We start from the raw sequence: 26308 nt of genomic DNA, 5'->3' as shown, positions 1-26308 counted from the left end.
GATATTCGTATATAACATAAGTCGATAAGGAGAGGCTTTCTGTGAGAAAGAATCTGAGATTATCCACCAATACCGGTTTAAGCATTTTGCTGTTGGCCGTGTTTGTGGTTTTGCTGCTCATGAGTGTTGTCTTGGTTCGGACCAAGCTGCTGCAAAACACACAGGACCTGGGCATGTCCCTGGCGGAAAGCATTGCCGCCGAGGAGGAGAGCAGCCTGGTCACCTTCCGCACATTTTTGGAACTGGGCGCTCAATACCTGGACCAGATCTCCGAAAACGGCGGCACGTCCGATAATCTCCAGCAGTGGCTGAGCGGATACTTCGTCAATCTCACCCACATCGTGGGCAATAACGTCATCGACCCATACGCCGTCATTTCCGGGGAGATCGTGGCCGCCAATCCCTGGACCGGAGACAGCTCCTATGATTATCAGAACACTGACTGGTATCAGCAGGCCACTCAGGCCCAGGGTGAACTGATTTTCACCAACGTATACTTTGATGTCATTACCGGAGATCCGGTCATCACGGCGGCCAAGCAGCTGGAGCACAGCGGCGACGTATTGGCCATGGATATCTTCCCCAAAAATATGCACCAGCACAGCAGTTCCCGGATTCTGCCGGCCGACTGTTCCCTCTACGTATGTGACTCCGTTGGGACCCTGGTCTTTTCCACCAACACCTCCAAGGTCGACCCCAGTAAGCTCCAGTCTTACACCGACTACCTGCTCAACGGCATTCAGGACGGCTCTCTCTCCCAATACGACGCCTTTTTCGAGGACCTGAACGGAATCAAACGAGGGGCCTACTACGCCTCCATGACCAACGGTTGGACGGTGATTATCACGGTCCCTCTCAACAGCATCCTGATGGGCGACCGGAATTTGACCATCTATTTTATCGCCGGCGTGAGCATTGTCCTCTTCCTGATTCTGGCCGCCATGGTGATCCGCGACCTGGTCCAAAACCGAAAAATCCGGCAGGCGGATCAGACCATCCACATTTTAGGCGAGTCCTTCTATGCGATCTACCGCATCAACTACCAAACCGGGAACTACGAGGCCATCAAAAACTCCCAGGATCTGGACCAAATTCTTTCCTCCAGGGGCAGCTACTCCACCCTGCTCCAAACCATCCGGGACCTGGTGGAGCCCAGTACCTATGAGCAGTTTGAGCTGTGCTTCTCCCTGGGAAGCATCCGCCAGCGGGTGGCGGAGCACATTGCCGACTACGGAGGGGACTACCAGCGCCGGTTTGGAGATACTTATAAATGGGTCAACGTGCGCACCCTGTACGATGAAAAACTGGCTCCGGATGAGGTCATCCTCTGCTTCCGGGAGGTGGACATTGAAAAACGTCAGCAGCTGCAGCACACCATTATCCTGCAGGAAGCCCTGGATACCGCCCGGAAGAGCACCAAGGCAAAGTCGGCCTTCTTCAGCCACATGTCCCACGACATGCGCCCCCCCTCAACGCCATCATCGGCCTGTCTGAGCTGGCGGAGCAGCATTTGAATGACCCGGAGAAGATGGGGGATTATATGCGGAAAATTACCTTTTCCGGGAAACAGCTCTTATCCCTCATCAACGATATTCTGGAGCTGTCCCGCCTGGAGAATCAGGGCAATAAACTGCAAAACAGCCAATTCAACCTTCAAACCTGTGTGGAAGAAGCGGCCGGTATCTTCCGCAGTCAGGCCCAGAGCGAACAAAAAGAATTTGAGGTCTCCTTTGATATCCAGCATCGCGTGGTTCTGGGCGATCCGCAGAAGCTGACCCAGATTTTAAACAATCTGATCTCCAACTCCTTGAAATACAGCGAGCCGGGAGCGGAGATTCGGGTCAGCGTACGGGAATTTGATTTCCAGCAGTACAACAAATATCAAATTGTCGTGGAGGACACCGGAATCGGCATGTCTCAGGCATTCCTGGAGCACCTCTTCGAACCCTATTCCCGGGAAACCCACTTCTCCAGCCATACCACCACCGGTACCGGTCTGGGTATGCCCATTGTGAAGAGCCTGGTCCAACAGATGAGCGGCGAGATTAGGGTGGAGAGCGAGCTGGGGAAGGGGAGCAAATTCACCGTTATCCTTCCCATGCCCGTTGTCTTCGATCAACCGCCCGCTCCCGAATCCGCCCCTGTCCAGCGCTCCGCCGTGGACCTATCCGGTCTTCACATTCTACTGGCTGAGGACAATGAGCTGAATATGGAAATTGCCACCGAGATCCTCACCATGAACGGAATCACGGTGACACAGGCGGTCAATGGCGCCGAAGCGCTGCGCCTGTTCGAGGAGGCCGCCCCCTATACCTTTGACGCCATTTTAATGGACATGCAGATGCCGGAGATGGACGGGTGCGAAGCGACCCAGGCCATCCGGCGCCTGGACCGCCCCGATGCCGCTGATGTACCCATTATCGCCGTAACCGCCAACGCCTTTGCGGAAGATATTGCGAAAACCACGGACGCCGGTATGAACGGGCACATCTCCAAGCCCATCGACTTCCAGGCTCTGTGCCAAACCCTGCAGGCCCTGATCCAGCAGCGCCATTCGGATGACGCCTCGCTGTAACCGCGTCGGCTCCAGGGGAGCAATGGTTACCTTCCCCTTGCCGCGGCCGTTCTCTTCTTAATACTTTGACCTGTGCGGACCGCTCATTGTCCCTCCCCTCGATGTGCCTCCCGATCATCCCTCTCCCCTTTGAACAACTCCGCGTCGCTCATCGGGGAGGGGGATATGGGCTCACGCTCCTTTTTTCTCTTTCCTCTGTCGCTGCACCTCCTGGCGGGCCAGCTTGTCCCGGTTGTGCCGCAGCAGGGCGCTGGTCAGCTCATCCAGCTCCTCCCGACCGGACAGGAATACAGCCACCAGAAAGCGTCTTTCTTTCCCCTGACGGTAGATCTCTGCCATCTGCTCTTTGATTTCCGGCTTCTCCCTCTCCTGATTGGTGAGCCAAACCTCGATGAGCTTCTCATTCTCCCGCACGTGGATTTCCAACGGATAACCTCCCTCCCGCCGATGTTTCCGTGTGTATCATACCGGCGGCTTATTGTTTCCTCTAGTGTTCCCCGGTTTTTGATTGGTAGACACCCCTTTCTCTTTTATAATTTATATGTATCCGACGGGCTAAGCCGGAATCTGCTTCTGATCGTCGGCGCGACGTCTGAGCATGGCGTTTTTCCCCCGGCCAACCAATTCCGCCCGGCAGTGCAGCAGCATGCCGCGGAACCGCTCCTGGGCCTGCAGTTCCTTCCAAGCCGAAGAGCTGATGTTCAATTGTTGGCGGAGCTGAGAAATCTTCACCGATGTACCATCCCAATTCGCCAAAAACTCCTGCATGGAGGATAAGGCGGTCTTTTTCCCTTTGTAGGTGCGGTCGCTGCCCAGGTGAGACAGCATACACAGGGGAACTTCTTCGATGTATTCCACCTGGCAGCCCGGGAACCGATCGTTTAGCAGCTTCCACATCGGCTCTGGTGGATGAAGCAGGAAGACATGAATGGGCCCGGACACCTGGGCATTTCGCAGCGCACACCGGTAGATCTCCTGCTCCATCCGAGCTGCCAGGTGGCGGGCTTCATACTCCGCCACCGACGGCAAGCTGCGCAGGCCGTCGGCCCATGGCTTCCTCTGGTGCCTCATTCTCTCCTGGACCTGCTGTAGTTCCTCCCGGAACCCGCTTTCTCCCCAGGCTGCATACGTTCGCTCCAGATAGACCTCTGGATTCAGTCTCGGATAGCCCAGCAGGATCACATTGCGGCACTGCCGAAAGTCACTGCTGCCGTTGGTCCCGCCGAAATATGGGGTCTTCGGTGGGTCCTGGCCGGGCATGAACTGGATATACTGCCGGGCCGTGGCGGAGAGGTGCTGAGCAAAGAAGCCGCTGTATTCCTTGTAGACGCACAGGAAGGTCGGCTGGGGGTACTCCTCCAACATCTCTTCAATCAGCGCACACAGCCCGTGGATCATCCCGTGCCGCTTCATCCCGTTTTTGGACACGTTGAGCTGCTTACTCAGGTAAATATGGAAGGTAACCTGCTGTGTGTTGCGCAGAGCCTGGCTTGGGAGCATTTGCATGGAGGTCTGCCGCTGGTAATCTCCATCCACCGGTGCCGTGGCGTCGAAGATCAGCGTCTGCCTGCCCCGAAGCTCCTGTATTCCGTCCTGAACGGTGATCACATGAAAGCCGCACGCCTTACAGAACAAGCACTCCTCTCCCCCATACAGCCGATCCATCACCTGGAAGCAGGAGCGCAGCTCCCCGTTCATCAGGTCTTGCCTGGACTGGAGCCCCACACGGAACTTTATGTAATCCTTCCGCTCTCCCCCTTGTGGGGAGAGCGTACACAGACCGGCCAGCTCATCCTTCGGCGGCTGGCCCGGGATCGGAATCACCGTAGAGCGGCGCAGCTCCTGCAGGGGCTTGCCAATATGGACTCCCAGGCTGCTCTGTATGCGGCACGCCTTCTGGTCAGACAGCCGTTTTTGGGTTACCAGGCTCTCAAACCGGTTGGACAGGCCGTTCAAAATGCCAGTGCTCAGGGCATCGATCTGAAAGAGTTCTGGTTTTTCATCGAAGATGATCCAGCGCCGCGGCACCGGCGGGTCTTCCTCCCGCTCCCGCATCAGCAGTTGGTCCAGCAGCCCATTTTGCCGCAGAGCGTAGAAGCGCGCCTGGGTCACCCCCAGAATGTACGCTCCTCGGCTTGTTCCCTCCAGCGCTTTCAGGGGGCATTCCCCGGCATAGGCGCAGCGGTCTGTGCACTGCGTGTAATCTGTGACCGCAGGGTTGGGGCACAGACCCAGCGCTTTTCCCGACGGGGTCAGGCTCTGGAGCGGGACCATCTGAGCCGCTGCCTCCTTCCCCAGCTCCTGACGGATTTTGGTCTGGAACTCATTTAAGGTCTCCACCTTCTGGATCACCAGCAGGACCCCGCCCAGAGCCTGGGCCTCTTCGGGGTACTTCTCTTGAAACTTGCACAGCGCCATCAGGAAGGCCTGAATCCAAGTCGACTTGCCCGCCCCTGCCTGAGCGGGGATCACCTGGATCCCGGATTGGGGAGCGGACAGGATCCGCTGCGTAATGTTTCGCCAATAGCGAACATCCACACCCCGCCCCAGGACTTTGAGGTAGCGCTCCACCAACTTGGTGAGTGCCAGGGTCAGGAAGTCTGTGAGAGGTTGAAAGCAGTCTCCAGGGTCTGGGCAAGTGGGATGGAGTGCCCAGAGCTGTGCTTCCTCAACTGTTTTCTCAACTGCCTTCTCTGTGGGGTTTACAGGCCAGCCCGATTCGTTGCTTCCAACCGCCTCCATTTCTCTTGCCTGATCTTGATGGAGTTCTAACGTTTGAAGTTCTTTCTTGTATGCCTTCATTTTGTATCATTTCCCTTCTAATTTTTCTATATTGCAACATTTTTTCATTTTAACCTTGGCAAATCTCTCAGCAAGTACCCTTGCCGGAGGTCAGCTGTCTTTGCCTGGAAATTTGCCTTTTTCAGGCCTCCAGCAGGGTCCTGGGAACAGCCACCACATAGGTCTTATCCCGGGTCCCGTTCTCCATCAGGTCATAGCGGTACCGGTAGCCGGCGTTGGGGGCCTTGACATATCCGGCCTCTGCCAAGCTCTTCAGCAGCTTCCGTTCCCAACCATCTTGCCGTAAGATGGATACATCCAAATCCTCCCGGGCTCGCGCCGCTTTGGCATAGGCCTTCTTCCAATCATGTTCCAGCAGGACCAAGTAGCATACGCCAGAGATCTCACGCCAGGCACCCAGATGCTTGTCCGCCCGGGTAAACCTCTCGCCACGTCCCGCTATGTGCCCTCCGGCGGCCAAGTCCCTCATGAGCTCCAAAAATACCTCTGGGTCCTCCGCGCGGCGGACCGGGCCCTCAGGCTCCGGCTCCGGATCATAGGCTCCTTTGATCGACGCCCGGTAGGCGTCTGCTTCCTTCGCAGCCAGAACGTCTCCATCCTCCAACTTGTTGAGGAAGGTCAGCAGGATTTGATAGCGGATCGCCTTCCCCAATTCTTTCGGATCGTAGACCACAGCGATGAAGCGGCTATCCGGTTTTCCCAATGTACCCTGAGCCGTCTGGACAATGGCCCTGGCCTCGCCCCGGCTTCTCTCCGCCCACCAGCCGGCCAGCACTGCCGCTGCCAGAGTACCCTCTTTCTGAAGGCGCTCCAGCACCGAGGGATCCAAGATCTGCAGGTCGCTCTTGGACATCCGCCGCCCGCCCCAGTCATTGCTCGCGCAGTCTATCAGAAACACACCGGCTTGTTCCATGAGAGGCCCCGCCTCCCGCAGCTGCTCCCCGCTAGCACCAATGATCAGCACCAATGTGTTTCGATAGGGAGCTGGGATACGCAGCGGCTTACCGCCGGGGATTTTCCGCTTTAGCTCAGTGAAGTCCTGAATATGTTTTGGCATGGCACCGGGCTTTACCTCATAATTCAAGACTGCACTTCGCCTGATCCGAAACCCCCTCTTTTTCCACTTCTTTCGCGGCACAGCGGTTTTGATTAGGCAGCTGAATACCTCCCGTAGTGCCGGAGTATCCAGCGGGACCGTGGTCACCGGCCGGAACCCCGGCTCCGCTTCTCTCAGCTCGGCACACCACAGGCCGGTAAGCAGATCGGCCAGCAGATCCCACCCTGGGGCCGCCTTTGGGAACAGGGTACCCAGTGCCAACAGGGCCTCAGCCCCTGCTTTGAGCTCCTCCCGGGTGGGTACCCGCCTCCTGCCGTCTGCACCTCGGAAGGGCCAGGTGTTGGGCAGGTCCTCCGGTATGTGGCCGCAGTCGACGATCTGGGCCTTCTCCACATACTTTCGGAAGCGTTTTTCCCTGGATTTTTCATTTAACTCCTTGAATCCCGGAATGATTTTGCCCAGTTCAGCCTCCGTTAACGGTCGGCAAAGCTTATGACCTGCCTCTAAATAATAGCGGGCAGTCCCTTGCGTTTTAATTTTCAGCATCATCTTACTTCCTCCTTTCATGGGGGTATTTTGCCGTATTTCCCATTTATTCGAAAGAATGTTGGCAAGAAAATTGTATATTTCTCGTTTTTTGAAAAAGGAAGCGAAAAAATGGAAAAATTGTCCAGTCCAAATTCAAACCCTTCTCTTTTCCATCTAACCCCTATTGGTCAGGGCTTTTCATCGCAGAACTGCGCCATTGACTCTTCCCCGTACTCCTCTCAAGCTTCCTATGATCTTGGGTCTCAATTGCTGCGGAAGTGCAGATACAAAACCCTCAACCACACCTCCGTAGAACGGCTCCTTTTTCACAAAGCAGCGTTTATTCTGAATGCCTATCCCCGATTTTCCCGGTTACGTCAAACGACCCAACCCGGTTTTATCCTTCATACTCTGGCAGCAGACCAAGATATCCTGTTTCATGAGGGGAACGGAGGATACGTCAGTTTACAGCAAAACGCTGGCCATCTGTCCTTCTTGCGCAAGACTGCGCGGGAAATCCGGCTACCTGCCCAAGTAGAGGAGCGCATCGCCTTTGCCCTTCACACTTCCTATGGAACCATGCCGGAACAGGAGCATTCCGATGACATTCGACTCTCAAGCCTGCTCCTGCACCATCTGACTTACAAACAGATGGGTTGGAAAAATCTATATCGCTGGTTGTTTACTAAACAGCACATGTGTTTGTCACAGGACAACTATGAGGGGCTGAGAGGCAAATTTTTTGTCCATCAAGACAATCTTCTCCGCTCTTATCCATTCGTAACAGAGGACAGTCTGGACCGCTGGCTGGAACATCGTCCATTTTGTAATGCACTTTTGCAACTTTGTATCAAAGAAAAAAATCCGAACAATGTTCAACTTTTGAATGTAGAGGCCGTGACCCACGATTGCTGGGCGTTGCTTTCCCCGGAAGAACAGCAGCAATTTTCCAGCTTTAAAGGAAACAGGAACTTCTTCGAGCATTTTATTTTCTTTACGCTCCGTGAGTACCTTGTCTCATGGAAACAGGCCGGATGTAGTGTCCCTGCGATGGAATACCGCCGGATCCGTCCCCATGCCATCCAGCAATACAAAAAGCGATATGACTATCTCGAAACACTACTCCAAGCATATTCAAACTCTCAACCTTGCCGTATCAGGCAACCTCCTCCTTTTCGTGACTCCTGCCGCCTCGCTTTATATGCGTATCAAGCTAAAATTCCAGAAGATCATCTCCAACAGGCAGAGGCAATCCGGAACGCTATATTTACGTTTTTTTCCCACATCGGCCGTCCGCTGCTCAACAACACGGAGGCTTATCAAACCGTCAAGTCTCGTGTAGAGGGTATCCTATGCACTTCTACGAAGGACCTGGGACTGGAAGTTCCCTGTGCGCTTCTATACATGATACTTTACTGGGGAAAATACATAGCGCATAATCTGGAGACTCCTCCCTCAACTAGGGAGAACTTCTGGAGACGTTCATCCTTTAAGGGGATCCGCTCGGCTGAACAGCGCTATGCGGAGTTGCTGTTTGTGAATCAGATTTGCAACATCCTTTCCATCCCTTCGGAACAGCTTTCTAAGGTCTGGTCCCAATATGTTGCTTTACGCGGCAATCAAATTCTGAGTTACGAAGAATACTGTTTGTGGTGCAGGATTCTGAAAGGACGATATGATGACCTCCCCTCCATCGGTTATCAACTTTTTTATATCAATTGCTGCGCCCAATGTATTTCTCCACACTATGAGAACCTGTCTTACCGCAGTGCCTCCCCCCTATCCCGCAGAATCTATCATCAATTCTTTCAGCAGAACAGGCATGCACTCCATTCACTCTCCTTCCAAGTGGACAAATCCGCTGGCAGTCAATATAAACGTATTTGGTCCAATCCATCTTTATCTTTTCCGGATCGAATCGCCTACATTTTAAGACTTCCTTTCCCAACACATCAGCTTGCCGATTCAACAGTATTGGAGCAGTATGGATTGAATTGTCAAAAAGACAGTTCCGGTATCTCTGACCTTGAAGAACTAAACTGGCTGATTAAGGAAACTGTGTTTCAGATTTACCTGCGCAGAGAAGCCCGAAAACAATTGTTGCGCGCATTCCCTGGCGGTTTTTCTCTTATCAGTGCGTTGTACCACCATGTCCCTTTGGAAAAATACCGCTCCACCGATCTCAGGATGTAGAGTATTTCCTGCAAAGGGGGGAAATTGTTTCTTGTTGTTTTTTATATAGAGAATCCCCCCTTTCATGGGTCATGTCCGGCCAGCCGGGAACTGTGAGTCCCGATTTCAGGGATGCCAACTTTATTCGGCTGGCCGGACAAAGCTCCGGTTCACGAGTATCGCAAGAAAAGGGATGGACTCCGTGAAGACTCGGAGAGCTCTTCACAGGGAGGACACTCCCGCATTCCTTGCGATACGAACTTCATGGGGTACAGCGCTTTTCTTGCGATGCGAGGGAACAAAAAAGAAGGGGAAGATATTTCCCCTTCTGGCTTTTATCCGTTGTTTTCATCAAACTTATTTCGTGTTGATATGTTATAAAGATATTTTCTATAGTATGAGAGTTAAATTACAGTAATCATCGGGATAAATTCATTATAACCGCGAAGTGTGATCTTCTTTGATCCGGCGATAAAAGGTAGACTTACTCATCTTCAATCGATCCATCGCCTGGACTGCAGTCATCTGACCTTCTTTCCACTGGGACACCACTACGTTGAAATTATCCCGCTTCATCGGTTTTCGTCCGGCATATTTGCCTTGTCGCTTGGCAATCTCAATTCCCTCTCTCTGGCGCTGCAGGAGGTATTCCCGCTCCAGCTGGGCTACGGCTCCAAATACCGTGAGCATGAATTTTCCGGTTGGCGTGCTGGTGTCGATGGCCTCCTTTTGGGAGAGAAAGGTTACCTCTTTCCTCTCCAGCTGCTCAATCAACTCCAGCAGATCCCTGGTATTGCGGGCAAACCGGCTGATGGACTCCACTACCACAATATCGCCCTTTCGCACATAGTCCAGCATTTTCTTTAATGCCGGCCGGTCCGTGTTCTTGCCGCTCATTCTGTCAATGTAAACTTCGTCTACGCCCAGTAACTCCATCAATGCCTCCTGACGGGCTATGTTCTGCTCCTGGGTACTCACTCGAATATATCCGATTCTCATGCTCATCCCCCCTTGTCCCAATAGGGCCGGTTTCTTCCCTGGCACGTCTCAAAAATCGGAAACCGACCCTATTGGGACTATTTTTTACCGTTCCATTTGGGCATACCCCAATGGAACGTTTTTTGTTACAGCTCTCCGCAGTAGAGGTAGTCCTCGATCTCCTCCTCGGTAAAGCCATCTTGAAGCAGCTGATCGATCTCCCAGGGAGAAAAGCCGAAAGCGCCAGCTACGGATTTGAGAGCCTGGGTGTGGCTGGTATAGGCTTCCCTCGGTTCCGGAAATCGTTTTTGTTTTCCCCAGCCGTATTCAAAGGAGAACGAGTAGGGCGCACCACCCCCATACCACAGGCGGCTGTCGTCAAACCAGCAGCGGGACTGCGTCCCCCGGGCGTCCACCTTCAAAATCTCGCCGCATACCAGCCCCACCGGCTCCCTGTCTTTTACCGGGAAGGGCAGCTCCTCAATGGCTTTGTCCAGGATCTCCTGGGTAGAGGCATAGAGATACAGCCCCTGGTCGGGAAAGTGGCATAGGCTCAGGGGGTTGTTGCCCCGGACAAAATAGAGGCTGTCTTGATGATCCAGGACGGTGAAGGAAAAGGACCCCTCCAGCTTCTCCGCCATGTCCCTCAGCGCGCGGCTGGTGACAGCCCCGCCCCGCTCCAGCAGTTGGACGGCCACGAAGCTGTCCGTCTGGATGTTGGTCCGAGGCAGTCTCTCTTGTTTGCGAAGGGCCAGGTCGTTGTAGATCATCCCGTTGTGGGCCAGGGCAAAGGACCTCCCTCCGGCCCTGGATTGGAAGGGATGGTTGTTATAGTTTTTCTTGGCACTGCCCTGAGTCGCCATTCGGGTGTGCCCCATGATAACTTGGGTGTCATGGGGGATACGGAAGCGTAGGCAGTGCCCGGGCAGAGGACGCTTGTACACGTGCATACGCCCTCTGGAGCGATAGGCAATGCCGGTGGCATCTGTTCCTCTCGCCTCAGCGGCGGTAGCCAGGGAATGAATGGCTTCGCTCCTTTGCCTGGCAGTAAGTGTGCCCTTGTAGTCTATCAGTCCGAACAAACAACACATAAATTAGACCTCCTCCTCTTGCGATATCGGCTCATTGATGTAAAGCCGGCGTTCTTTCAAATACTGAATGAGCTCTGGCTGGGTACAGCCGGTCACAAAGGTAGTCCAGGACAGGCCCTTCAGATCCTCGTCGGACAAAGAAAGAGCCACATCACAGATGCGGTCCAGCAGCTGCAACGTGGCAAAGATCGTATTGACTTTCAGGGTCCCCCGGAACATGCGAAACTCCACAGTGTCGCAGTTCGTCAAATTAACGCAGGTATAGCGACCAGCGTGATCTCCTTTCTTTACATGGTCCAGGATCTCCCGAGGCTGTTCCCGATAGCCGTATCGGGCCGCCCAGCGTTCTAACTGGCGGGGCGTTCGACGGCTGAATTTTAGCAGCTCTTCCCAGTGCTTTTCGAAGAAGTACAGCACCCGGGCAATAGGCCCATCCTGGTCCCGTTCTGTTTTTCCAAAGGCCGCCCGGCTAACATGAACGTGGAGGCCGCAGGTGCCGGCTCTGTGGCTGAGGTAGTTCAGGGCAACCGCCTTCCGGCACAGCTCTGCCCACGGCATATGATTTTGCTGATATTCCAGACTCATTGGATGGGTAACGATCTCCAGCCCTTCCTCCAAGGAACCGTCATGCTTGATGTAAGCGTACCGTCCATCCCGATTGGCTATACTTAGAAGAGCCCTGGCATTGGCAGTGGACTCACCTCCACCGTCAATTTCAAGCTCCACTCCGAAGTACCTGGGCCCTTCTCCGTAGAAGATGGGGTCCGGCTTGAAGTAATAGTCATGGATACGCCCATCCCGCCCCAGGGAGTGAAAACAGCTGGAGCAGTAGGGGCGCTCATCAAATTCGTCAGAAGCATCATAGTAGGTCTCGCTTTCCCGGATCAGGTTTCCGCACTGGCAGCAGTTGGTGTAGTAATTTTCATAGCAGGATTGACACAGAGGCATTTGGTCACTCCCAGCATTGTCATCTGTCCAGATGCGTCTCCCGCACTCATGACAGTGTACGGTAAGCAGGTCCAGACAGTTGGGACAGAGGGCCTGTCCGTCAAACTCCCGGCGTTGGGCGTCCGGGAACTTCTGACAACAGATGTGGCAGGTAAAGGTGTTTTCCATCTTAAAATCTCCTTTCAAGTTCCTTGTGTAGACAGTGTTTGGTACAGCATGGGCAGCAGCAGGTTCAGCGGCACAATAATGTGTTTGTGGATCGCATTCTCGGCCCGACCAGCGCATATCCGTTGATAGTTCTTTGCCTTCTGCTGCAGATCTGCCTCCAAAGCGATGATGGCGGGCAGCAGGTCATAGCCATGACGAATCAGAAGTTTTCCTAGAAGCCATATGATACCAGTCTCCCCTTCCGATGAGTCGTAGGTGGAATACTCTGCGTGTCTGAGATAATGGCTGGGGTGGCTGAGTGTATGGGCCATGTACAGAAACGATGGGTCGGCTTCCAATTCTGCCAGCACTTTATCCGGCAGAAGCAGTGCGGTTATACGGTTTAGAACGGGGACGGTCTGCTGAGTCCGCATAGGGGTCAGTGCATCCCGCAGTTCTCCCAGATGTCGGTTCAGGCTACGGTGAAAAGTGTCAAACCAGCTGTCAAGATTGTCTGCATCGGTATAACACCGAACCCATTCCTCCGCCTGTTGGTATATGGGCAGAAAGATCTCCTCCGCATTTTGGGCAGCGGCCCTTTGGCTTGGAAAACTCTCCTCCCAGACGCAGGGGGATCGCATCCAACAGAGGCCGTAATCCAGCACCGGGCAAGGGAATAGAATTTGAGATGGGCAGACTTCCAGCCCTCGAATACCTGCTTGCAGGTGTGCAAAATTGTGGGTCATAAATTTCCTCCGAATACATACAACCAGCGGTCAAGAAAACGAACCCGGTATTTTGTGATCCCCATGACAGATTAGACTCTTAGTTTTATAAAGTGATCGCGCATCTAGATTAACCAGCCAACCACATATATTCATGAGAATTCCTCCCTAAAATAGAAATAGCTCATGAGAACTTAACGTTCCTATGAGCTTCATGGTTATAATATATAGCTGGAAGGGGGAGCAAATCAGATGGCTTATTCTTAACAGCTTTCCATTTCAATTTCTCTTAGAAAAAGCAACCATTGATTATGTTAATAAAGTATATTGCAAACTGCACCTGACTTTTACTTCTTTTCCCATAATAGCCTAGAATTCGTGTTGCACCTATACTTTTTCTATGGTATACTTCAATTTTAGAGAAGTTTGTTTTTTGTTGTAGCTGGGTAACTTTTATTTGTCTTATTCCTCTAAAACTTTGCTTTTTCTATTCTAAGACTTCATGAGAGACTATTACCACATACCACTTACTTACAAGGGAGGAAACATCTCAATGAAAGGAATCGTTCTGGCCGGTGGAAGCGGCACTCGGCTTTACCCCCTCACGATGGTCACCTCAAAGCAGCTGCTTCCCATTTATGATAAGCCGATGGTGTATTATCCCATCTCCACCCTAATGCTTGCAGGGATTCGGGATATTTTAATTATTTCCACCCCTCATGATCTTCCCAATTTTGAGCGTTTATTGGGTGACGGAAGCCAGTTTGGAATTCATCTTTCTTATAAGGTGCAACCCTCCCCAGACGGCTTAGCCCAAGCATTTATTCTAGGCGAAGAATTTATTGACGGCGATCGATGTGCAATGATATTGGGGGACAATGTTTTTTATGGCGCAGGCCTCACTGCTCATTTAAAACAAGCTGCCAGCCAAGAACATGGTGCCACTGTATTTGGGTATTACGTGGATGATCCCGAGCGTTTTGGGGTTGTGGAATTTGATGCATCTGGTAGGGCAATTTCTCTGGAGGAAAAGCCCAAAAATCCGAAGTCCAACTATGCTGTGACAGGGCTCTATTTTTATGACGAGAAGGTTTGCCAACGTGCAAAAGCATTGAAGCCTTCTCACCGCAATGAACTAGAAATTACTGATCTTAACCGTATTTATTTGGAGGAAGGTTCATTAAACGTGATTACTCTTGGCCGTGGATATGCATGGCTAGATACCGGAACAGTAGATTCTCTCGCTGAAGCAACCGAGTTTGTTCGGGTGATTGAAACAAGGACTGACACCAAGATTTCCGCATTAGAGGAAATCGCCTATCGAAACGGCTGGATTGACCATCAAACTCTTCTTGTGGCAGCGGAACGCTATGGGAAGTCCCCCTACGGCACTCATTTAAAGGCTGTTGCAAATAATAAGATTATTTATTGAGAGGCTCATTGATATGGAATTTATTAAAACAAAATTAGATGGCGTTATCATTGTCGAACCCAAGGTCTTCGGTGATCACCGTGGATTTTTTATGGAAAGTTGGTCCAAGCGTGAATTTGAAAAAGCCGGCCTATATTATGACTTTGTCCAGGATAACCACTCCTCTTCCACGGTAAAAGGCACATTGCGCGGAATCCATTTTCAGCGCGGCGATAAGGCTCAGGCCAAGTTGGTACGATGTGCCCGTGGGGCGGTTTTAGATGTTGCCGTTGACCTTCGCCCCCGCAGTGCCACCTATAAACAATGGGTAGCAGTGGAACTATCGGAAGAAAACAAGCGGCAGCTTCTGATTCCCCGCGGCTTTGGCCATGGATTTGTGACATTGACTGATCACGTAGAATTTCTCTATAAAGCGGACAACTATTATGCGCCGGAGGCCGACGGCGGCATCCGTTGGAATGATCCGGAACTTGCTGTTGACTGGGGGGTAACGGAACCTGTATTGTCCAAAAAGGATGCGGAAGCTCCTCTATTAAAGGATGCCATTACTGATTTTTAAGGAGTGACACGGAATGAAGGTATTAATTACCGGAGGTGCCGGCTTTATCGGCAGTAATTTCATATTTCATATGCGCGAGTCTCATCCGGACTATGATTTAATCTGTGTGGATAAGCTTACCTATGCAGGTAACTTGGAAACTTTGGCTTCGGTGATAAATGACCCGAAATTCACCTTTATTAAGGCAGATATTGCGGACCGTAAAGGGATTTATGAGATCTTCGAAGCCCATCATCCTGATGTAGTCGTCAATTTTGCTGCCGAAAGCCATGTGGACCGCTCCATTGAAAATCCGTCCGTATTTTTGGAAACCAATGTCATGGGTACTCAGGTTTTGCTGGATGCCTGTCGGACCTATGGGATTCAGCGTTACCATCAAGTCTCCACCGACGAAGTATATGGGGATCTGCCACTGGACCGGCCTGACCTGTTCTTTACTGAACAGACCCCACTTCATACCTCCAGTCCCTATTCTGCTTCTAAGGCCTCTGCCGATTTGTTGTGTAACGCCTATCAGCGCACTTATGGTATGCCTATCACAATCAGCCGTTGCTCCAATAACTATGGGCCCTATCAGTTCCCAGAAAAGTTAATTCCCCTTATGATTGCTAACGCTTTGGCTGATAAGCCTTTACCTGTTTACGGAGAGGGTATCAACGTCCGGGATTGGTTGTATGTAGAGGACCATTGCAGGGCAATTGACCTGATTTTGGAACATGGTAAAGTAGGACAGGTTTATAACATCGGCGGCCACAATGAAATGCGGAATATCGATATTGTAAAAAAGATTCTTGCGATTTTGGGGAAAACAGAAAGCTTGATTACCTATGTGACTGATCGCAAAGGTCATGATATGCGTTATGCCATTGACCCCACATTCATTCATCAGGAGCTTGGTTGGCTACCGGAGACCAAATTTGCCGATGGAATTGAAAAAACGGTTCATTGGTATCTGGAAAACCACGGTTGGTGGAAAAACATTATTAATGGAGAATATCAGAACTACTATGAGCGAATGTATAGGAATAGATAAGCCTCTTATTTCCATACTAATGGCCGTTTATGAACCTAATTTAAAGTGGCTAAAGGAACAACTCCTCTCGTTGAACAGACAGACGTACCCCAATCTACGCCTATATGTCAGAGATGATGCTTCTCCTACAGTATCTTTTGAGGAGATACAGGCCTGTGTACAGGACTGTATCTCTGCTTTTCCAGTGATTATACGCAGAAATCAAAAAAATCTTGGTTCTAATTTAACATTCCAACTACTAACTCAGGAAGGCACGGGTAAGTACTTTGCCTACTGCGATCAGGATGATGTTTGGTTACCTGAAAAGTTGGATATATTATTTGCAAACGCAGAACATACAGGAGCACTACTAGTATGCTCCGATATGTATGTGATAGATGGAGCAGGAACCACTGTTGCGGATAGTATTACTAAGGTCAGGCACCACCATAAATTTATATCTGGAGAAAACCTGTCCTCCCATTTGATTTTTTCTAATTTTGTCACAGGTTGTACTATGCTTGTACGGGCTTCTATGGCAAAAGAAGCGATTCCTTTTTGTCCATACTATATTCATGACCAATATCTGGCCATCTTTTGCAGTGAGCGTGGAGCTATTGTTTCTCTGCAAAGACCTCTTATTCAGTACCGGATTCATGGCAATAACCAAACTATAGATATGGCTGGCGTTGTAGACAAACAGAGTTATCTTGAGGCCAGAATAAGAATTGTTCAGAAAAGATTGCACTGGCTTGCTACTTATTTTAAGAGTTCTGAATTATTTCGCCAAACTCTTGAGGACGGTTTACGTTGGGCCAATGCCAGAGAAAAAAATTGGCATCATCAGGGCGGCATAGCGGATATAGTACGATACAGAAGATTTGGTCCAATAGTGTCTTTATTTGAACTTGTAGGAACCTGGCTTCCTAACCCAATTTTTATGTGGATTATAGGATTAAAGCGAAAAAATTTATTGTGAGGAAAGACTATGAAGGTACTTGTAACAGGTGCAGGTGGACAGCTTGGACACGATGTATGTTGTGAACTGAAAAAAAGAGGAATTACTTATCTTGGAACAACCTCATCACAGATGAATATTGCTGATTCGACAGTGGTACAGACAGTTTGTGAAACTTTTAGTCCTGATGCAATTATTCACTGTGCCGCGTGGACAGCAGTAGATTTGGCAGAGGCAAACGCTGAGAAAGCCTTTTTAGTGAATAAGACAGGTTCCAGAAATTTGGCTATAGCTGCAAAGAACCTTGGTGCCAAACTGATTTATGTGTCCACTGACTATGTGTTTTCTGGGCGAGAAGAGGAGATTTATGAAGTTGATTCCAAACCCGATCCTATCAATGTGTATGGAAAAAGTAAGTTAGCCGGAGAGCAAGCCGTACAGGATATTCTAGATCATTACTTTATTGTTCGTATTTCTTGGGCATTTGGTATTAATGGTAATAATTTTGTGAAATCAATGATTCGACTGTCAGAAACTAGAAATGAGCTATCTGTTGTGTCAGATCAGATTGGTAGTCCTACCTATACCCGAGATTTAGCACCGTTGCTTTGTGATATGATTGAAACTAATGCATATGGTATTTATCATGCAACCAATGAAGGATATTGTTCTTGGTATGAATTTGCAAAGGAAATTTTTTTACAACTAAAAAAAGAGGTGGTAGTTCATCCCATTGTATCAGAAGAATATGAAACAGCAGCTCAAAGGCCTAAAAATTCCAGATTAAGCAAAGAATCTCTTATTTCCAACGGATTTGCTAAATTACCCCATTGGAAAGATGCCCTTTCCAGATTTATTGCAGAATATCAAAATAATATGGAGCCAAACCAATGAGTCTTAAACGTTTTTCAACATTTACTATACTTAGTTACATTATCATAGCCGTATTATTTTATTTTATAGCTGGTGATAGTTTACATCGTTCAATCTATTACTCAGAAATGGTGTCATTGAAATCAACCTGCGGCGAAATTGTTCGGGGTAGTGAAATAAAACAAAATTTTACGGTAGAAAATGACTCGCTGGAAGCATTAATTATCATGGGAGCCACTTATGATCGAGTGAATGATGATGTTCTAGAATTTAAGGTAAAAGACGAAACCGGAGCAGTACTTGCTACTTCACAATTAGCCACAAATGAACTTGAAAATGGCGGCGATTGGCTGATCACTCTTTCCAATTCGGTGGACGATGTAAAAGGTCAAACACTCACACTCTCTGTCACATCCCAAAAAGGAACACCTGGGAATGCAGTTACTTTTTGCTATGGAGATTCCTACCCTGTTGCTAAGTACACTATGCCCATTCAAATCGCAGACAGTGATAGACTTACATTTAATGGTACTCCTATGGATGGAATACTGTGCATGTCAGTTGTCAGTGGAGATTGGCATAGTTTTGGTACCTATTACTGGCAAATTGTTTTGATTTTCGGACTTGTATTGGCAAGTTATCTTTTGTATTGTTTGCATCAGGAAAAAAGGAGTAGGCGTTACTTTGGTGATGTATTTCTCTCTGCGTTTAATCGATACAGATTTTTGATTAAAACATTGGTATCACGAGATTTCAAAACCAAATACAAAAGAAGCGTTTTGGGCATTTTCTGGAGCTTTTTAAATCCGTTATTGACTATGCTTGTGTTATATTTTGTGTTTTCGACGCTTTTTGTTTCTGGTGTAGAAAATTATCCCGTATATTTATTATCAGGTCTTATTTGCTGGAACTTTTTTTCTGAAGCTACAACTATGTGTCTACAGTCTATTACAGGCAATGCGGCTTTAATCACAAAAGTATATGTTCCCAAATATATATACCCATTTTCAAGGGCACTTTCCTCATTGATCAATTTCTTTCTTGCATTTATACCGCTTTTTGTGGTAATGGTTATTACAAAAGTACCTTTTAAGGTAGAGTTTTTGTTGTTATTATTTGGAATAGCATGTCTTTTCCTGTTTTCTCTTGGAATAGGGATGATTTTGGCATCAGCTATGGTATTTTTTAGAGATACTCAGTTTTTATGGGGAGTAGTATCTATGTTATGGATGTATTTGACTCCCATTTTTTATATGGACGAGATAATCCCCCCCCAATGGATGACATTGTATAAGATGAACCCACTTTATCATATTATCCGTGTCTTCCGTATTATTCTTTTAGATGGTGTATCGCCAGAGCCAAAAGCATATCTGTTGTGTATCCTTGCAACTTTGATTCCTTTGCTTTTGGGGTTGTTGATATTTAAACGTACACAAGACAAGTTTGTATTATACCTATAAGAGAGGCTGAAAATGAAGCAGGAAAATTCGGTGATACACGCTGAAAATTTATCTGTATGTTTCCATATGACATACGATAAAATTTTAAGTGTAAAAGAATATGTGGTACAAATGCTACAGAAAAAAGTAAAATATGAAGATTTCTGGGCACTACAAGACATTAACTTTGATATTTGTCATGGTGAAGTGGTTGGTATTGTGGGAAAGAACGGAGCTGGAAAAAGTACATTACTGAAGGTAATTTCCGGCATTTTAAAGCCAACTACCGGAAATGTATTTGTCAATGGTAATGTTGTTCCCATGCTAGAACTGGGAAGTGGCTTTGATTTTGAGCTAAATGGCAGAGAAAATATTTTTCTTAACGGTGCGGTATTAGGCTATAGTGAGGAGTTTTTGAAGCGAAAATTTGATGAAATTGTTTCATTTTCAGAGCTTGGAAAATTTATTGATGTACCATTGAGGAATTATTCTTCCGGCATGGTGGCAAGATTGGCATTTTCCATTGCATCAGTTGTGGAACCAGATATTTTAATTGTAGATGAAATTTTGAGCGTAGGTGACGCAGAGTTTCAAATTAAGAGTGGCAAGCGAATGCAAGAACTTATGAGTGGAGGTACAACGGTTTTATTAGTATCTCACAGCGTGGACCAAATTCGTGAACTATGTGATAGAGCTATTTGGTTGGAGCATGGCACGCTGAAAATGATAGGAAATGTCAACGAAGTATGTGACCACTATTGTAATCCGTAAACCAGGAAGGGGCAAAACATAGTGTCCGAAGAAAAGTATCACTACAGAAAACTCATTGATCAGGAAACTGTCAATCGCGGTGAAACCTCTCATGCTAAATTGCTTCAATGGATAAAGCCAAGGACACGTGTATTGGAATGTGGTTGTGCCTACGGAATTATGACACGCTATATGAAAGAAGTACTTGGATGCTATGTAGTTGTCTTGGAGTTGGATCAGGAGGCATTTCAGGAGGCAAGTGCTTATGCCGATGGGGGATATTGTGTAAATATAGAAGACGATGCTTGGATGATTGATCTTGCCGCGCAGTCATTTGATTATATCTTATATGCTGACGTACTTGAGCACCTACGTAATCCGGAAGCCGTTTTAAAGAAAATGCGTCATTTCCTTAAACCTGATGGAAGTGTGCTTCTATCCGTCCCTAATGTTGCTCATGGCGACATTATTATGAATTTGCTATGTGATCAGTTTACCTATACCCCCTTGGGTTTACTGGATAATACACATATCCACTTGTTTGCAAGAAAAAATTTGCACGATATGGTGGAAGCTGCTGGTTATCATATTTCTGAGGAGGACTGCACACTCGTTCCTCTTTTTTCCAGTGAGCAAGGACTTTATTTACCCAGCGGAAACAAAAAAGCGTTAGAAGACGCACTGGATCTACATACAACTAAAAATATATATCAATTCGTATGTAGATTAACTCAGGAGCACGTAAAGACAGTTTCTAAGTTGGAAAATGCCATAACATATCAATTATCTAATGAAATATCATCAAGACTGTATTATGATAATGGAAGCGGATTTAATGAAGAAAATCGCATAGATATCCAAGGCATTTTAACAGATCAACACTATGTTTACCACATTTCACTGCCAGCAGGGTGTAAACAAATCCGATATGATCCCATCGAAGCAAAGAAATGCATTGTAAAAAATATTAGTGCTCATTGTGGTAAAGATTTATTACCAATCACAGCAACTAATGGAATAGGTTTTGAATGTAGTTATTTTTTTGTAAATGAGGATCCACAGATATTGTTTTTAATACAAAACCAAGAAGCATGTACAATTACTCTTACCGTGGAATTGATTTTGTTAGCGGCAACAAGTTGGAGATCTGTAGAAGAGTTTTTACAAGCTCAGAATAATCGTTGGATCACTACTTTAACAGATAAAGAAATACAGCTGCAAGCTGTAAATGAAGCAAAGGCGGATGTGGAACAGAGCCTTAAAATTGTTCAGAATGCTTTGACTGTCAAAGAGGATCAGTTACGAGCAGTAAATGGAGCAAAGGCGGATGTGGAACAGAGCCTTAAAATTGTTCAGAATGCTTTGAATATCAAAGAGGATCAGTTACGAGCAGTAAATGGAGCAAAGGCGGATGTAGAGAAGAACCTACACATTGTACAGGATGCTTTGACTATTAAAGAGGATCAGCTACAAGCGGTAAATATGGCAAAGCTAGAAGCAGAACAAGCTTTAGACGGCCTACGGAAAATATTATCATCAAGGACAGTTGAATGTGAAGAACTCAAACGAAATCAGCAGGAATTAGAGACGCATTTAAATTTATTACAAAGTGACTATAGCTTATTGAAAAATGAACTTTCTAATGTGTTAACTGAGTTGAATGCAATAAAGAACAGTAGACTATGGAAATTAAGCCAATTTTTGTTGTTCTGGAGGAAAAAATAGCATGAGAGAACAAATTCTTATCACAGGCAGTAGTGGTTTGCTGGGACAAGAGTTTAGAAGATTTTTACCAGAGGAGAACGCAATATTCTGTTCACATTCGCAGTTAGATATTACTAAAATAGAAGATATCCGTCAATTTATGGAAGTAAATCCAATTAAATATATTATTAACTGTGCTGCAAATTGTAATGCAGAATATTTGGAGGAGCATCCACAGGACTCATATTTAATAAATGAATTGGCTCCACATAATTTGGCACTAGTGGCCAATGAGTATGGTGCAACATTGATTCACTTTTCCAGTGATTATGTTTTTAATGGAAAACAGAGTATACCTTACATTGAAATTGATCAAACCTCTGGTCTTAGTGTTTACGGTTGTTCAAAAGAGAGAAGTGAAAAGGACCTGCTTTCAATTTGCAATTCTGTCGTTATATTTCGTACAGCATGGCTTTTTTCTGAATTTGGTCGGGATTTCGTGAAGACAATAAAACAATTAGGTTCCAAACAGGATCTAAGTGTCATATTCGATCAAATTGGTTCACCAACATATGCAGGTGATTTAGCAAAGCATGTACTTGATATACTACCACAAATTCAACAAGGAACAAAGGAAATATACCATCTTTCAAACGAGGGTTCATGTTCGTGGTATGATTTAGCACATCAGATCGTAAGAGGATTTGATTTAAATTGCAAAGTGACGCCAATCCATACCGGTGAGTTTCCACAGAAAGCCAAAAGACCATCTTATTCAGTATTGGATAAGTCGAAGGTAAAATCAGATTTTAATTTATCTATCCGACATTATTCTGATGCGCTGGATGAGTGTATCTGGCGTATAAAAAATATGATTAAATGATTGTATTGAGGGATTTAGGATGAAGAATAGGGCTGCAATATATGTATTTTGGGAGCAACATGGTATTGTACGAGACTATGTCCGAGTTTATTTGGAAGGTCTGAAGAACATTGCGTCTAAAGTAATTGTAGTTGCAAATGGCGGCGTTAATGAGGAAGGTAAAGAAATTCTTCGTAAACTTAAAGTGGAGTTGCTTGAACGTGAAAACATAGGTGTAGATTTTTGGGCATATAAGGCAGCGATTGATAGCTTAGGTCAAAGTATTGATCAGTTTGATGAGGTCATATTAACCAATTGTTCTTCTTATGGCCCTATTTATCCATTTGACGAAATGTTTTCAATAATGGAAAAAAGGCAAGTGGATTTTTGGGGAATCACAGAGTGGCCCCTGAATGCCAATGGATATGAAGGGACCTGGATTTTATCCTATTTTATTGTATTCACTCCTAAGGTATTTTTATCTAATGACTGGGACAATTACTGGGCTAATTTACCAGAAGTATTTTCTAGAGAAGAATGTATTGAAAAACATGAGACAAAATTTACAGCGTACTTTGCAAATAGAGGATACACTTATGATGTATACTGTCCTAACAATAGGGATTACATTGATCTCACTATAGAAGCACCAGATAAATTAATAATGGAAATGAGATGTCCGATTCTTAAAAGAAAAGCTTTCTGTACTGAATATATACGGTTCCTGTCCTACCACCGAGGACATGCTTCTAAAAAAGCATTTGATTACATTAAGGAAAAACAGTTATACAATACTGACTATATTTTGGATGATCTCCTTGCAACACAACATTATGCAGACATTAAGAATTTACTACACTTAAACTATATTTTGCCATCGAATCAACTCACAACTGAGGTCTGGGGGAAAAAAAGAATAGCAATATTTTTCCATGTTTTTTATGAGGATTTATTAGATATCAATTTTCATTATTTACAAAGTATGCCTGAGAGTGCAGACATATACATTACATCCTCCAGGGCAGATTTAAGAGTCCCCGTTGAAACTAGAATTAAAAATTTGGAATTAAAAAATGCCAGATTTGAGCTTGTGGAGGCAAGAGGCCGAGCTGACAGTGCGTTCTTGGTTCATGATAGCCAATATATTGATAATTATGACTATGTGTGTATTGCACATGATAAGAAAAGCTCTTTCTTAAGACCTGGTTGTATTGGACTCGACTTTGGCTTTCATGTGTTGGACTCTTTGTTAAAGTCTAAGGAATATGTCAGAAACATCATTGCAGAGTTTGAAAAAAATCCTCGCCTTGGTATTTTAGAACCCGTTAATTTGCTCCATGGAAATTATATGACGCTTGCAGGGCAAGAGTGGGGAGCGAATTATGATAAAACGGTTTCTTTTTTGCGCAAAGCGAAAGTAAATGTTCCCATTGCCGCGGAAGTACCGCCTATTGCACCGATGGGAGCAATGTTCTGGTTTAGGCCTGAATGTTTGAAAAAATTACTTCATATGGAATGGGAATACGAAGATTTTCCTGAAGAACCGATGCCACTAGATGGAGCTATTATACACATCGTGGAAAGAGCAATTCCTTTTTTTGCCCAAGATGCAGGATATTTAGTCGGTTGGGTTATTCCATCAGAAGATGCAGAAGTATATATAACGGACCTATACTATTTGTATCGCAAAAACAATATCCTACAACATCAACCTGTAGTTATTCCGAGTACCAATGAGATTATCTATGTTCCACAAGCAATTGGTGTTAGGGGCGCATTGAAAATTTATTTAAAGAAAAAAACGCCAGTAAGCCTTTGGAATTTTGCAAAAAAAATTTACTATAAATTGGGTGGAAAAGGATCTTAATGATATGATTGCTGTGTGTTTACATCTGTATTATACAGAAATGTTTGATGAAATTTCTAAGTATATAGATAATATGGGAGAGGTTCCCTACGACTTATATATTACAATGCCACGTGAAAATAAACCCTTTCTGCCTACGCTGCGAAAAAAGTATCCTGATGCACAGGTAATTATCACAGAGAATATAGGTTTTGATATTTATCCATTTATGAAATTCCTAAACGAAGTTGATTTGGACCAGTATGATTTATTGTTCAAGCTCCATACTAAAAAGGATATTCCTATTGAGTATAGCAAGAATGGGGTTCTGCTTAGTGGGAGTAATTGGAGAACTTATATGTTCAATGCTATTTTAGGGAATGAAAACCGTGTGAAGTATATTAATATGTTAGCAAAACGCCATCCTCATATAGGAATGTTTTGCGCCAAAGAAGTATTAATTCGAGGGTTCCAAGAAATAGCTGTTGATATTGATCCTGCGCGTGTTGAGTCTTTAATGTTGGACTGTAAGATGCTTATGCGGGATTGGGAATATGTTGCTGGTTCCGTTTTTGTGATTCGTCCCCAACTTCTTAAACCATTAAAACGAAGAAATTTTCAGGTAGAGGAGTTCCCACCCTATTTTCCACGAGATTGGAATGGGCTTCCGTATTGTTTAGAGCGAGTGTTTGGGTGTATGGTATCTGCACAGGGTTACCAAATAGGGGGATTATCGCAACCATAGTAATCGGATTAATAGACAAACATAAAAGGTGAAAAAATGAAAATATTGAAGCTTTCGAATAATACTTGGATTTGGTGTGCATTAGCACTCCCAGCCATTATAATCTTGTCTTTAATTCTACATGCGGGAGCAAATGCACCGGTTTGGGATGACTATGCAATTTTGTATCTTTATAGGGGACTCATAGAAGGAGAAAAAGGACTTACAGATATATTGCAATTCCAAATAAATGAACACAGAGTGATAGTGCCCGCGATAATTGAAATGATTATATGGGCACTTACTAATTGCAATCAGCTAATAGTGGCCTTATCTGGTGCGGTACCTGGAGGACGGGAGGCTGGAGCTGTCCAACAACCGCGCAGAGCGCAGCATAAAGCCCTTTGTGATGGGCAGGAAGAATTGGCTATTCTCCAATACCCCGGCCGGGGCCCAGTCCAGCGCTGTGATTTACAGTCTGATTGAGACCGCAAAGGAGAACGACCTGGATCCTTACCGCTATCTGGTTTGGCTTCTCCACAATGCACCTGAACAGAGCCAAAAGGATGAGGATTGGCCGGAATTTTTCCTCCCTGTGAATGCACCGAAGGAATGCAGAAGCTAAAATCTAATGGAATCCCTGACCGCCATCTCAAAGCCTGGCCGCTGAGGTGGCGGCCTTTTTTATACGCCCGGAGGTTTGACGGTTACTGTTCAAGGGTAACCGTAAAAACAGTCGGCGACTTGTCAGGGTAAAATGTCTCTGCCAAACTATAAGAGTCTATGGTAGTACAAGGTAGTACCAGAGAGTATCTCAGACTCCAAGATAGTGAGGTGCAGGCATGGAGAAGGCGGCAAGTTTACAGAGAGCCAATCAACAACAGCGGTTGGTGGAATGGAGTCGGCGTGTGGAGGCGTGCCGGAACAGCGGGCTGTCGGTAGGCCAATGGTGCCAGGAAAATGGGATAGCGGTATCCACCTATTTCTCCTGGCAGAGGAAGGTGTTATTCGGGTCGGGCGAAACTAACCTTCAAGTGTCGGGAGTTCGCAGCCACACCTAGTCGGAAAAGATAAAGCCACTACCGATGCTCTTTTAAATCCTGTACACTGGAAAGTGCCAACA

At 46.6% G+C, this 26308-nt stretch carries 21 protein-coding genes and 1 pseudogene; 15 read left to right on the top strand and 7 right to left on the bottom strand.

Going from position 1 to position 26308, the window contains the following annotated elements; translation table 11 throughout:
• Positions 1–41: 41 nt before the first annotated feature.
• Together B5E43_RS01410 and B5E43_RS01405 are read left to right on the top strand one after the other, a co-directional pair.
• Positions 42–1514 carry a cache domain-containing protein gene (locus B5E43_RS01410; RefSeq protein WP_087392980.1) on the top strand — a complete coding sequence of 491 codons (1473 nt, stop codon included), beginning with the start codon at positions 42–44 and terminating at the stop codon, positions 1512–1514.
• On the top strand, positions 1511–2575 hold the full coding sequence (locus tag B5E43_RS01405; protein ID WP_087392979.1) for an ATP-binding protein: 1065 nt from the start codon (positions 1511–1513) through the stop codon (positions 2573–2575). The genes B5E43_RS01410 and B5E43_RS01405 overlap by 4 nt, the downstream gene beginning before the upstream one ends.
• A 171-nt stretch (positions 2576–2746) precedes the next feature.
• Here the strand turns inward: B5E43_RS01405 and B5E43_RS01400 are convergent, their stop codons facing one another.
• The 3 genes from B5E43_RS01400 to B5E43_RS01390 form a co-directional block, all read right to left on the bottom strand.
• The gene (locus tag B5E43_RS01400) at positions 2747–3001 is read right to left on the bottom strand and encodes a hypothetical protein (RefSeq protein ID WP_087392978.1); all 255 of its coding nucleotides are present in this window, start codon (positions 2999–3001) and stop codon (positions 2747–2749) included.
• 129 nt (positions 3002–3130) lie between these two features.
• Complete coding sequence (locus B5E43_RS01395; protein ID WP_143382914.1) at positions 3131–5377, bottom strand: hypothetical protein; 2247 nt, start codon at positions 5375–5377, stop codon at positions 3131–3133.
• Positions 5378–5498: 121 nt separating this feature from the next.
• Positions 5499–6983 (bottom strand): hypothetical protein, encoded by a 1485-nt coding sequence (locus B5E43_RS01390; RefSeq protein WP_087392976.1) that lies wholly within the window; start codon positions 6981–6983, stop codon positions 5499–5501.
• Between B5E43_RS01390 and B5E43_RS01385 the strand changes: the two genes are divergently transcribed.
• Positions 6960–9155 carry a hypothetical protein gene (locus B5E43_RS01385; RefSeq protein WP_143382913.1) on the top strand — a complete coding sequence of 732 codons (2196 nt, stop codon included), beginning with the start codon at positions 6960–6962 and terminating at the stop codon, positions 9153–9155. The genes B5E43_RS01390 and B5E43_RS01385 overlap by 24 nt on opposite strands.
• A gap of 414 nt (positions 9156–9569) precedes the next feature.
• On the opposite strand, the gene B5E43_RS01380 is transcribed toward B5E43_RS01385, so the two are convergent.
• From B5E43_RS01380 to B5E43_RS01365, 4 genes are all read right to left on the bottom strand, one after another.
• Complete coding sequence (locus B5E43_RS01380) at positions 9570–10133, bottom strand: recombinase family protein (protein ID WP_087392974.1); 564 nt, start codon at positions 10131–10133, stop codon at positions 9570–9572.
• Between the two features lie 125 nt (positions 10134–10258).
• Positions 10259–11203, bottom strand: a complete 945-nt coding sequence (locus B5E43_RS01375) for a class II glutamine amidotransferase (RefSeq protein WP_087392973.1) — start codon at positions 11201–11203, stop codon at positions 10259–10261.
• A gap of 3 nt (positions 11204–11206) precedes the next feature.
• On the bottom strand, positions 11207–12319 hold the full coding sequence (locus B5E43_RS01370) for an amidoligase family protein (RefSeq protein WP_087392972.1): 1113 nt from the start codon (positions 12317–12319) through the stop codon (positions 11207–11209).
• Positions 12320–12333: 14 nt separating this feature from the next.
• The gene (locus tag B5E43_RS01365; protein WP_087392971.1) at positions 12334–13044 is read right to left on the bottom strand and encodes a hypothetical protein; all 711 of its coding nucleotides are present in this window, start codon (positions 13042–13044) and stop codon (positions 12334–12336) included.
• A 532-nt stretch (positions 13045–13576) separates the two neighbouring features.
• Here B5E43_RS01365 and rfbA point away from each other — a divergent pair.
• From rfbA to B5E43_RS01305, 12 genes and pseudogenes are all read left to right on the top strand, one after another.
• On the top strand, positions 13577–14455 hold the full coding sequence (rfbA, locus tag B5E43_RS01360; RefSeq protein WP_087392970.1) for a glucose-1-phosphate thymidylyltransferase RfbA: 879 nt from the start codon (positions 13577–13579) through the stop codon (positions 14453–14455).
• A gap of 13 nt (positions 14456–14468) precedes the next feature.
• Positions 14469–15014, top strand: coding sequence for a dTDP-4-dehydrorhamnose 3,5-epimerase (gene rfbC, locus B5E43_RS01355; protein ID WP_087392969.1), 546 nt, complete (start codon positions 14469–14471; stop codon positions 15012–15014).
• Positions 15015–15027: 13 nt separating this feature from the next.
• Positions 15028–16047, top strand: a complete 1020-nt coding sequence (rfbB, locus tag B5E43_RS01350) for a dTDP-glucose 4,6-dehydratase (RefSeq protein ID WP_087392968.1) — start codon at positions 15028–15030, stop codon at positions 16045–16047.
• Positions 15938–17005: a glycosyltransferase gene (locus B5E43_RS01345; protein ID WP_087392967.1), complete on the top strand. Its 1068-nt coding sequence runs from the start codon at positions 15938–15940 to the stop codon at positions 17003–17005. The genes rfbB and B5E43_RS01345 overlap by 110 nt, the downstream gene beginning before the upstream one ends.
• Positions 17006–17014: 9 nt before the next feature.
• Positions 17015–17878 carry a dTDP-4-dehydrorhamnose reductase gene (rfbD, locus tag B5E43_RS01340; RefSeq protein WP_087392966.1) on the top strand — a complete coding sequence of 288 codons (864 nt, stop codon included), beginning with the start codon at positions 17015–17017 and terminating at the stop codon, positions 17876–17878.
• Positions 17875–19320: an ABC transporter permease gene (locus tag B5E43_RS01335; RefSeq protein ID WP_087392965.1), complete on the top strand. Its 1446-nt coding sequence runs from the start codon at positions 17875–17877 to the stop codon at positions 19318–19320. The genes rfbD (B5E43_RS01340) and B5E43_RS01335 overlap by 4 nt, the downstream gene beginning before the upstream one ends.
• A 12-nt stretch (positions 19321–19332) precedes the next feature.
• On the top strand, positions 19333–20070 hold the full coding sequence (locus B5E43_RS01330; RefSeq protein ID WP_087392964.1) for an ABC transporter ATP-binding protein: 738 nt from the start codon (positions 19333–19335) through the stop codon (positions 20068–20070).
• A gap of 21 nt (positions 20071–20091) precedes the next feature.
• The gene (locus B5E43_RS01325) at positions 20092–21774 is read left to right on the top strand and encodes a class I SAM-dependent methyltransferase (protein WP_158098927.1); all 1683 of its coding nucleotides are present in this window, start codon (positions 20092–20094) and stop codon (positions 21772–21774) included.
• 1 nt (position 21775) lies between these two features.
• Positions 21776–22636, top strand: a complete 861-nt coding sequence (rfbD, locus tag B5E43_RS01320) for a dTDP-4-dehydrorhamnose reductase (protein ID WP_087392962.1) — start codon at positions 21776–21778, stop codon at positions 22634–22636.
• A 19-nt stretch (positions 22637–22655) separates the two neighbouring features.
• Positions 22656–24482 carry a rhamnan synthesis F family protein gene (locus B5E43_RS01315; protein WP_087392961.1) on the top strand — a complete coding sequence of 609 codons (1827 nt, stop codon included), beginning with the start codon at positions 22656–22658 and terminating at the stop codon, positions 24480–24482.
• Positions 24466–25206, top strand: a complete 741-nt coding sequence (locus B5E43_RS01310) for a rhamnan synthesis F family protein (protein ID WP_158098926.1) — start codon at positions 24466–24468, stop codon at positions 25204–25206. Before B5E43_RS01315 ends, B5E43_RS01310 begins: the two co-directional genes overlap by 17 nt.
• Positions 25207–25519: 313 nt before the next feature.
• Positions 25520–25810, top strand: a pseudogene (locus B5E43_RS01305) (transposase); the annotation flags it as partial.
• Positions 25811–26308: the final 498 nt, after the last annotated feature.

Origin of the sequence: Flavonifractor sp. An100 (genome assembly GCF_002161175.1) — a bacterium.
Lineage (GTDB): Bacteria > Bacillota > Clostridia > Oscillospirales > Oscillospiraceae > Lawsonibacter.
This window is presented reverse-complemented; position numbering and strand designations above follow the sequence as displayed.

Coding starts and splice junctions, on each gene's coding strand:
- B5E43_RS01315 (WP_087392961.1), top strand. CDS start 22,656: ATGAAGAATAGGGCTGCAATATATGTATTTTGGGAGCAACATGGTATT.
- B5E43_RS01395 (WP_143382914.1), bottom strand. CDS start 5,377: ATGAAGGCATACAAGAAAGAACTTCAAACGTTAGAACTCCATCAAGAT.
- B5E43_RS01390 (WP_087392976.1), bottom strand. CDS start 6,983: ATGATGCTGAAAATTAAAACGCAAGGGACTGCCCGCTATTATTTAGAG.
- B5E43_RS01335 (WP_087392965.1), top strand. CDS start 17,875: ATGAGTCTTAAACGTTTTTCAACATTTACTATACTTAGTTACATTATC.
- rfbC (WP_087392969.1), top strand. CDS start 14,469: ATGGAATTTATTAAAACAAAATTAGATGGCGTTATCATTGTCGAACCC.
- rfbD (WP_087392962.1), top strand. CDS start 21,776: ATGAGAGAACAAATTCTTATCACAGGCAGTAGTGGTTTGCTGGGACAA.
- B5E43_RS01330 (WP_087392964.1), top strand. CDS start 19,333: ATGAAGCAGGAAAATTCGGTGATACACGCTGAAAATTTATCTGTATGT.
- rfbD (WP_087392966.1), top strand. CDS start 17,015: ATGAAGGTACTTGTAACAGGTGCAGGTGGACAGCTTGGACACGATGTA.
- B5E43_RS01375 (WP_087392973.1), bottom strand. CDS start 11,203: ATGTGTTGTTTGTTCGGACTGATAGACTACAAGGGCACACTTACTGCC.
- rfbA (WP_087392970.1), top strand. CDS start 13,577: ATGAAAGGAATCGTTCTGGCCGGTGGAAGCGGCACTCGGCTTTACCCC.
- B5E43_RS01365 (WP_087392971.1), bottom strand. CDS start 13,044: ATGACCCACAATTTTGCACACCTGCAAGCAGGTATTCGAGGGCTGGAA.
- rfbB (WP_087392968.1), top strand. CDS start 15,028: ATGAAGGTATTAATTACCGGAGGTGCCGGCTTTATCGGCAGTAATTTC.
- B5E43_RS01380 (WP_087392974.1), bottom strand. CDS start 10,133: ATGAGAATCGGATATATTCGAGTGAGTACCCAGGAGCAGAACATAGCC.
- B5E43_RS01370 (WP_087392972.1), bottom strand. CDS start 12,319: ATGGAAAACACCTTTACCTGCCACATCTGTTGTCAGAAGTTCCCGGAC.
- B5E43_RS01345 (WP_087392967.1), top strand. CDS start 15,938: ATGGAATTGAAAAAACGGTTCATTGGTATCTGGAAAACCACGGTTGGT.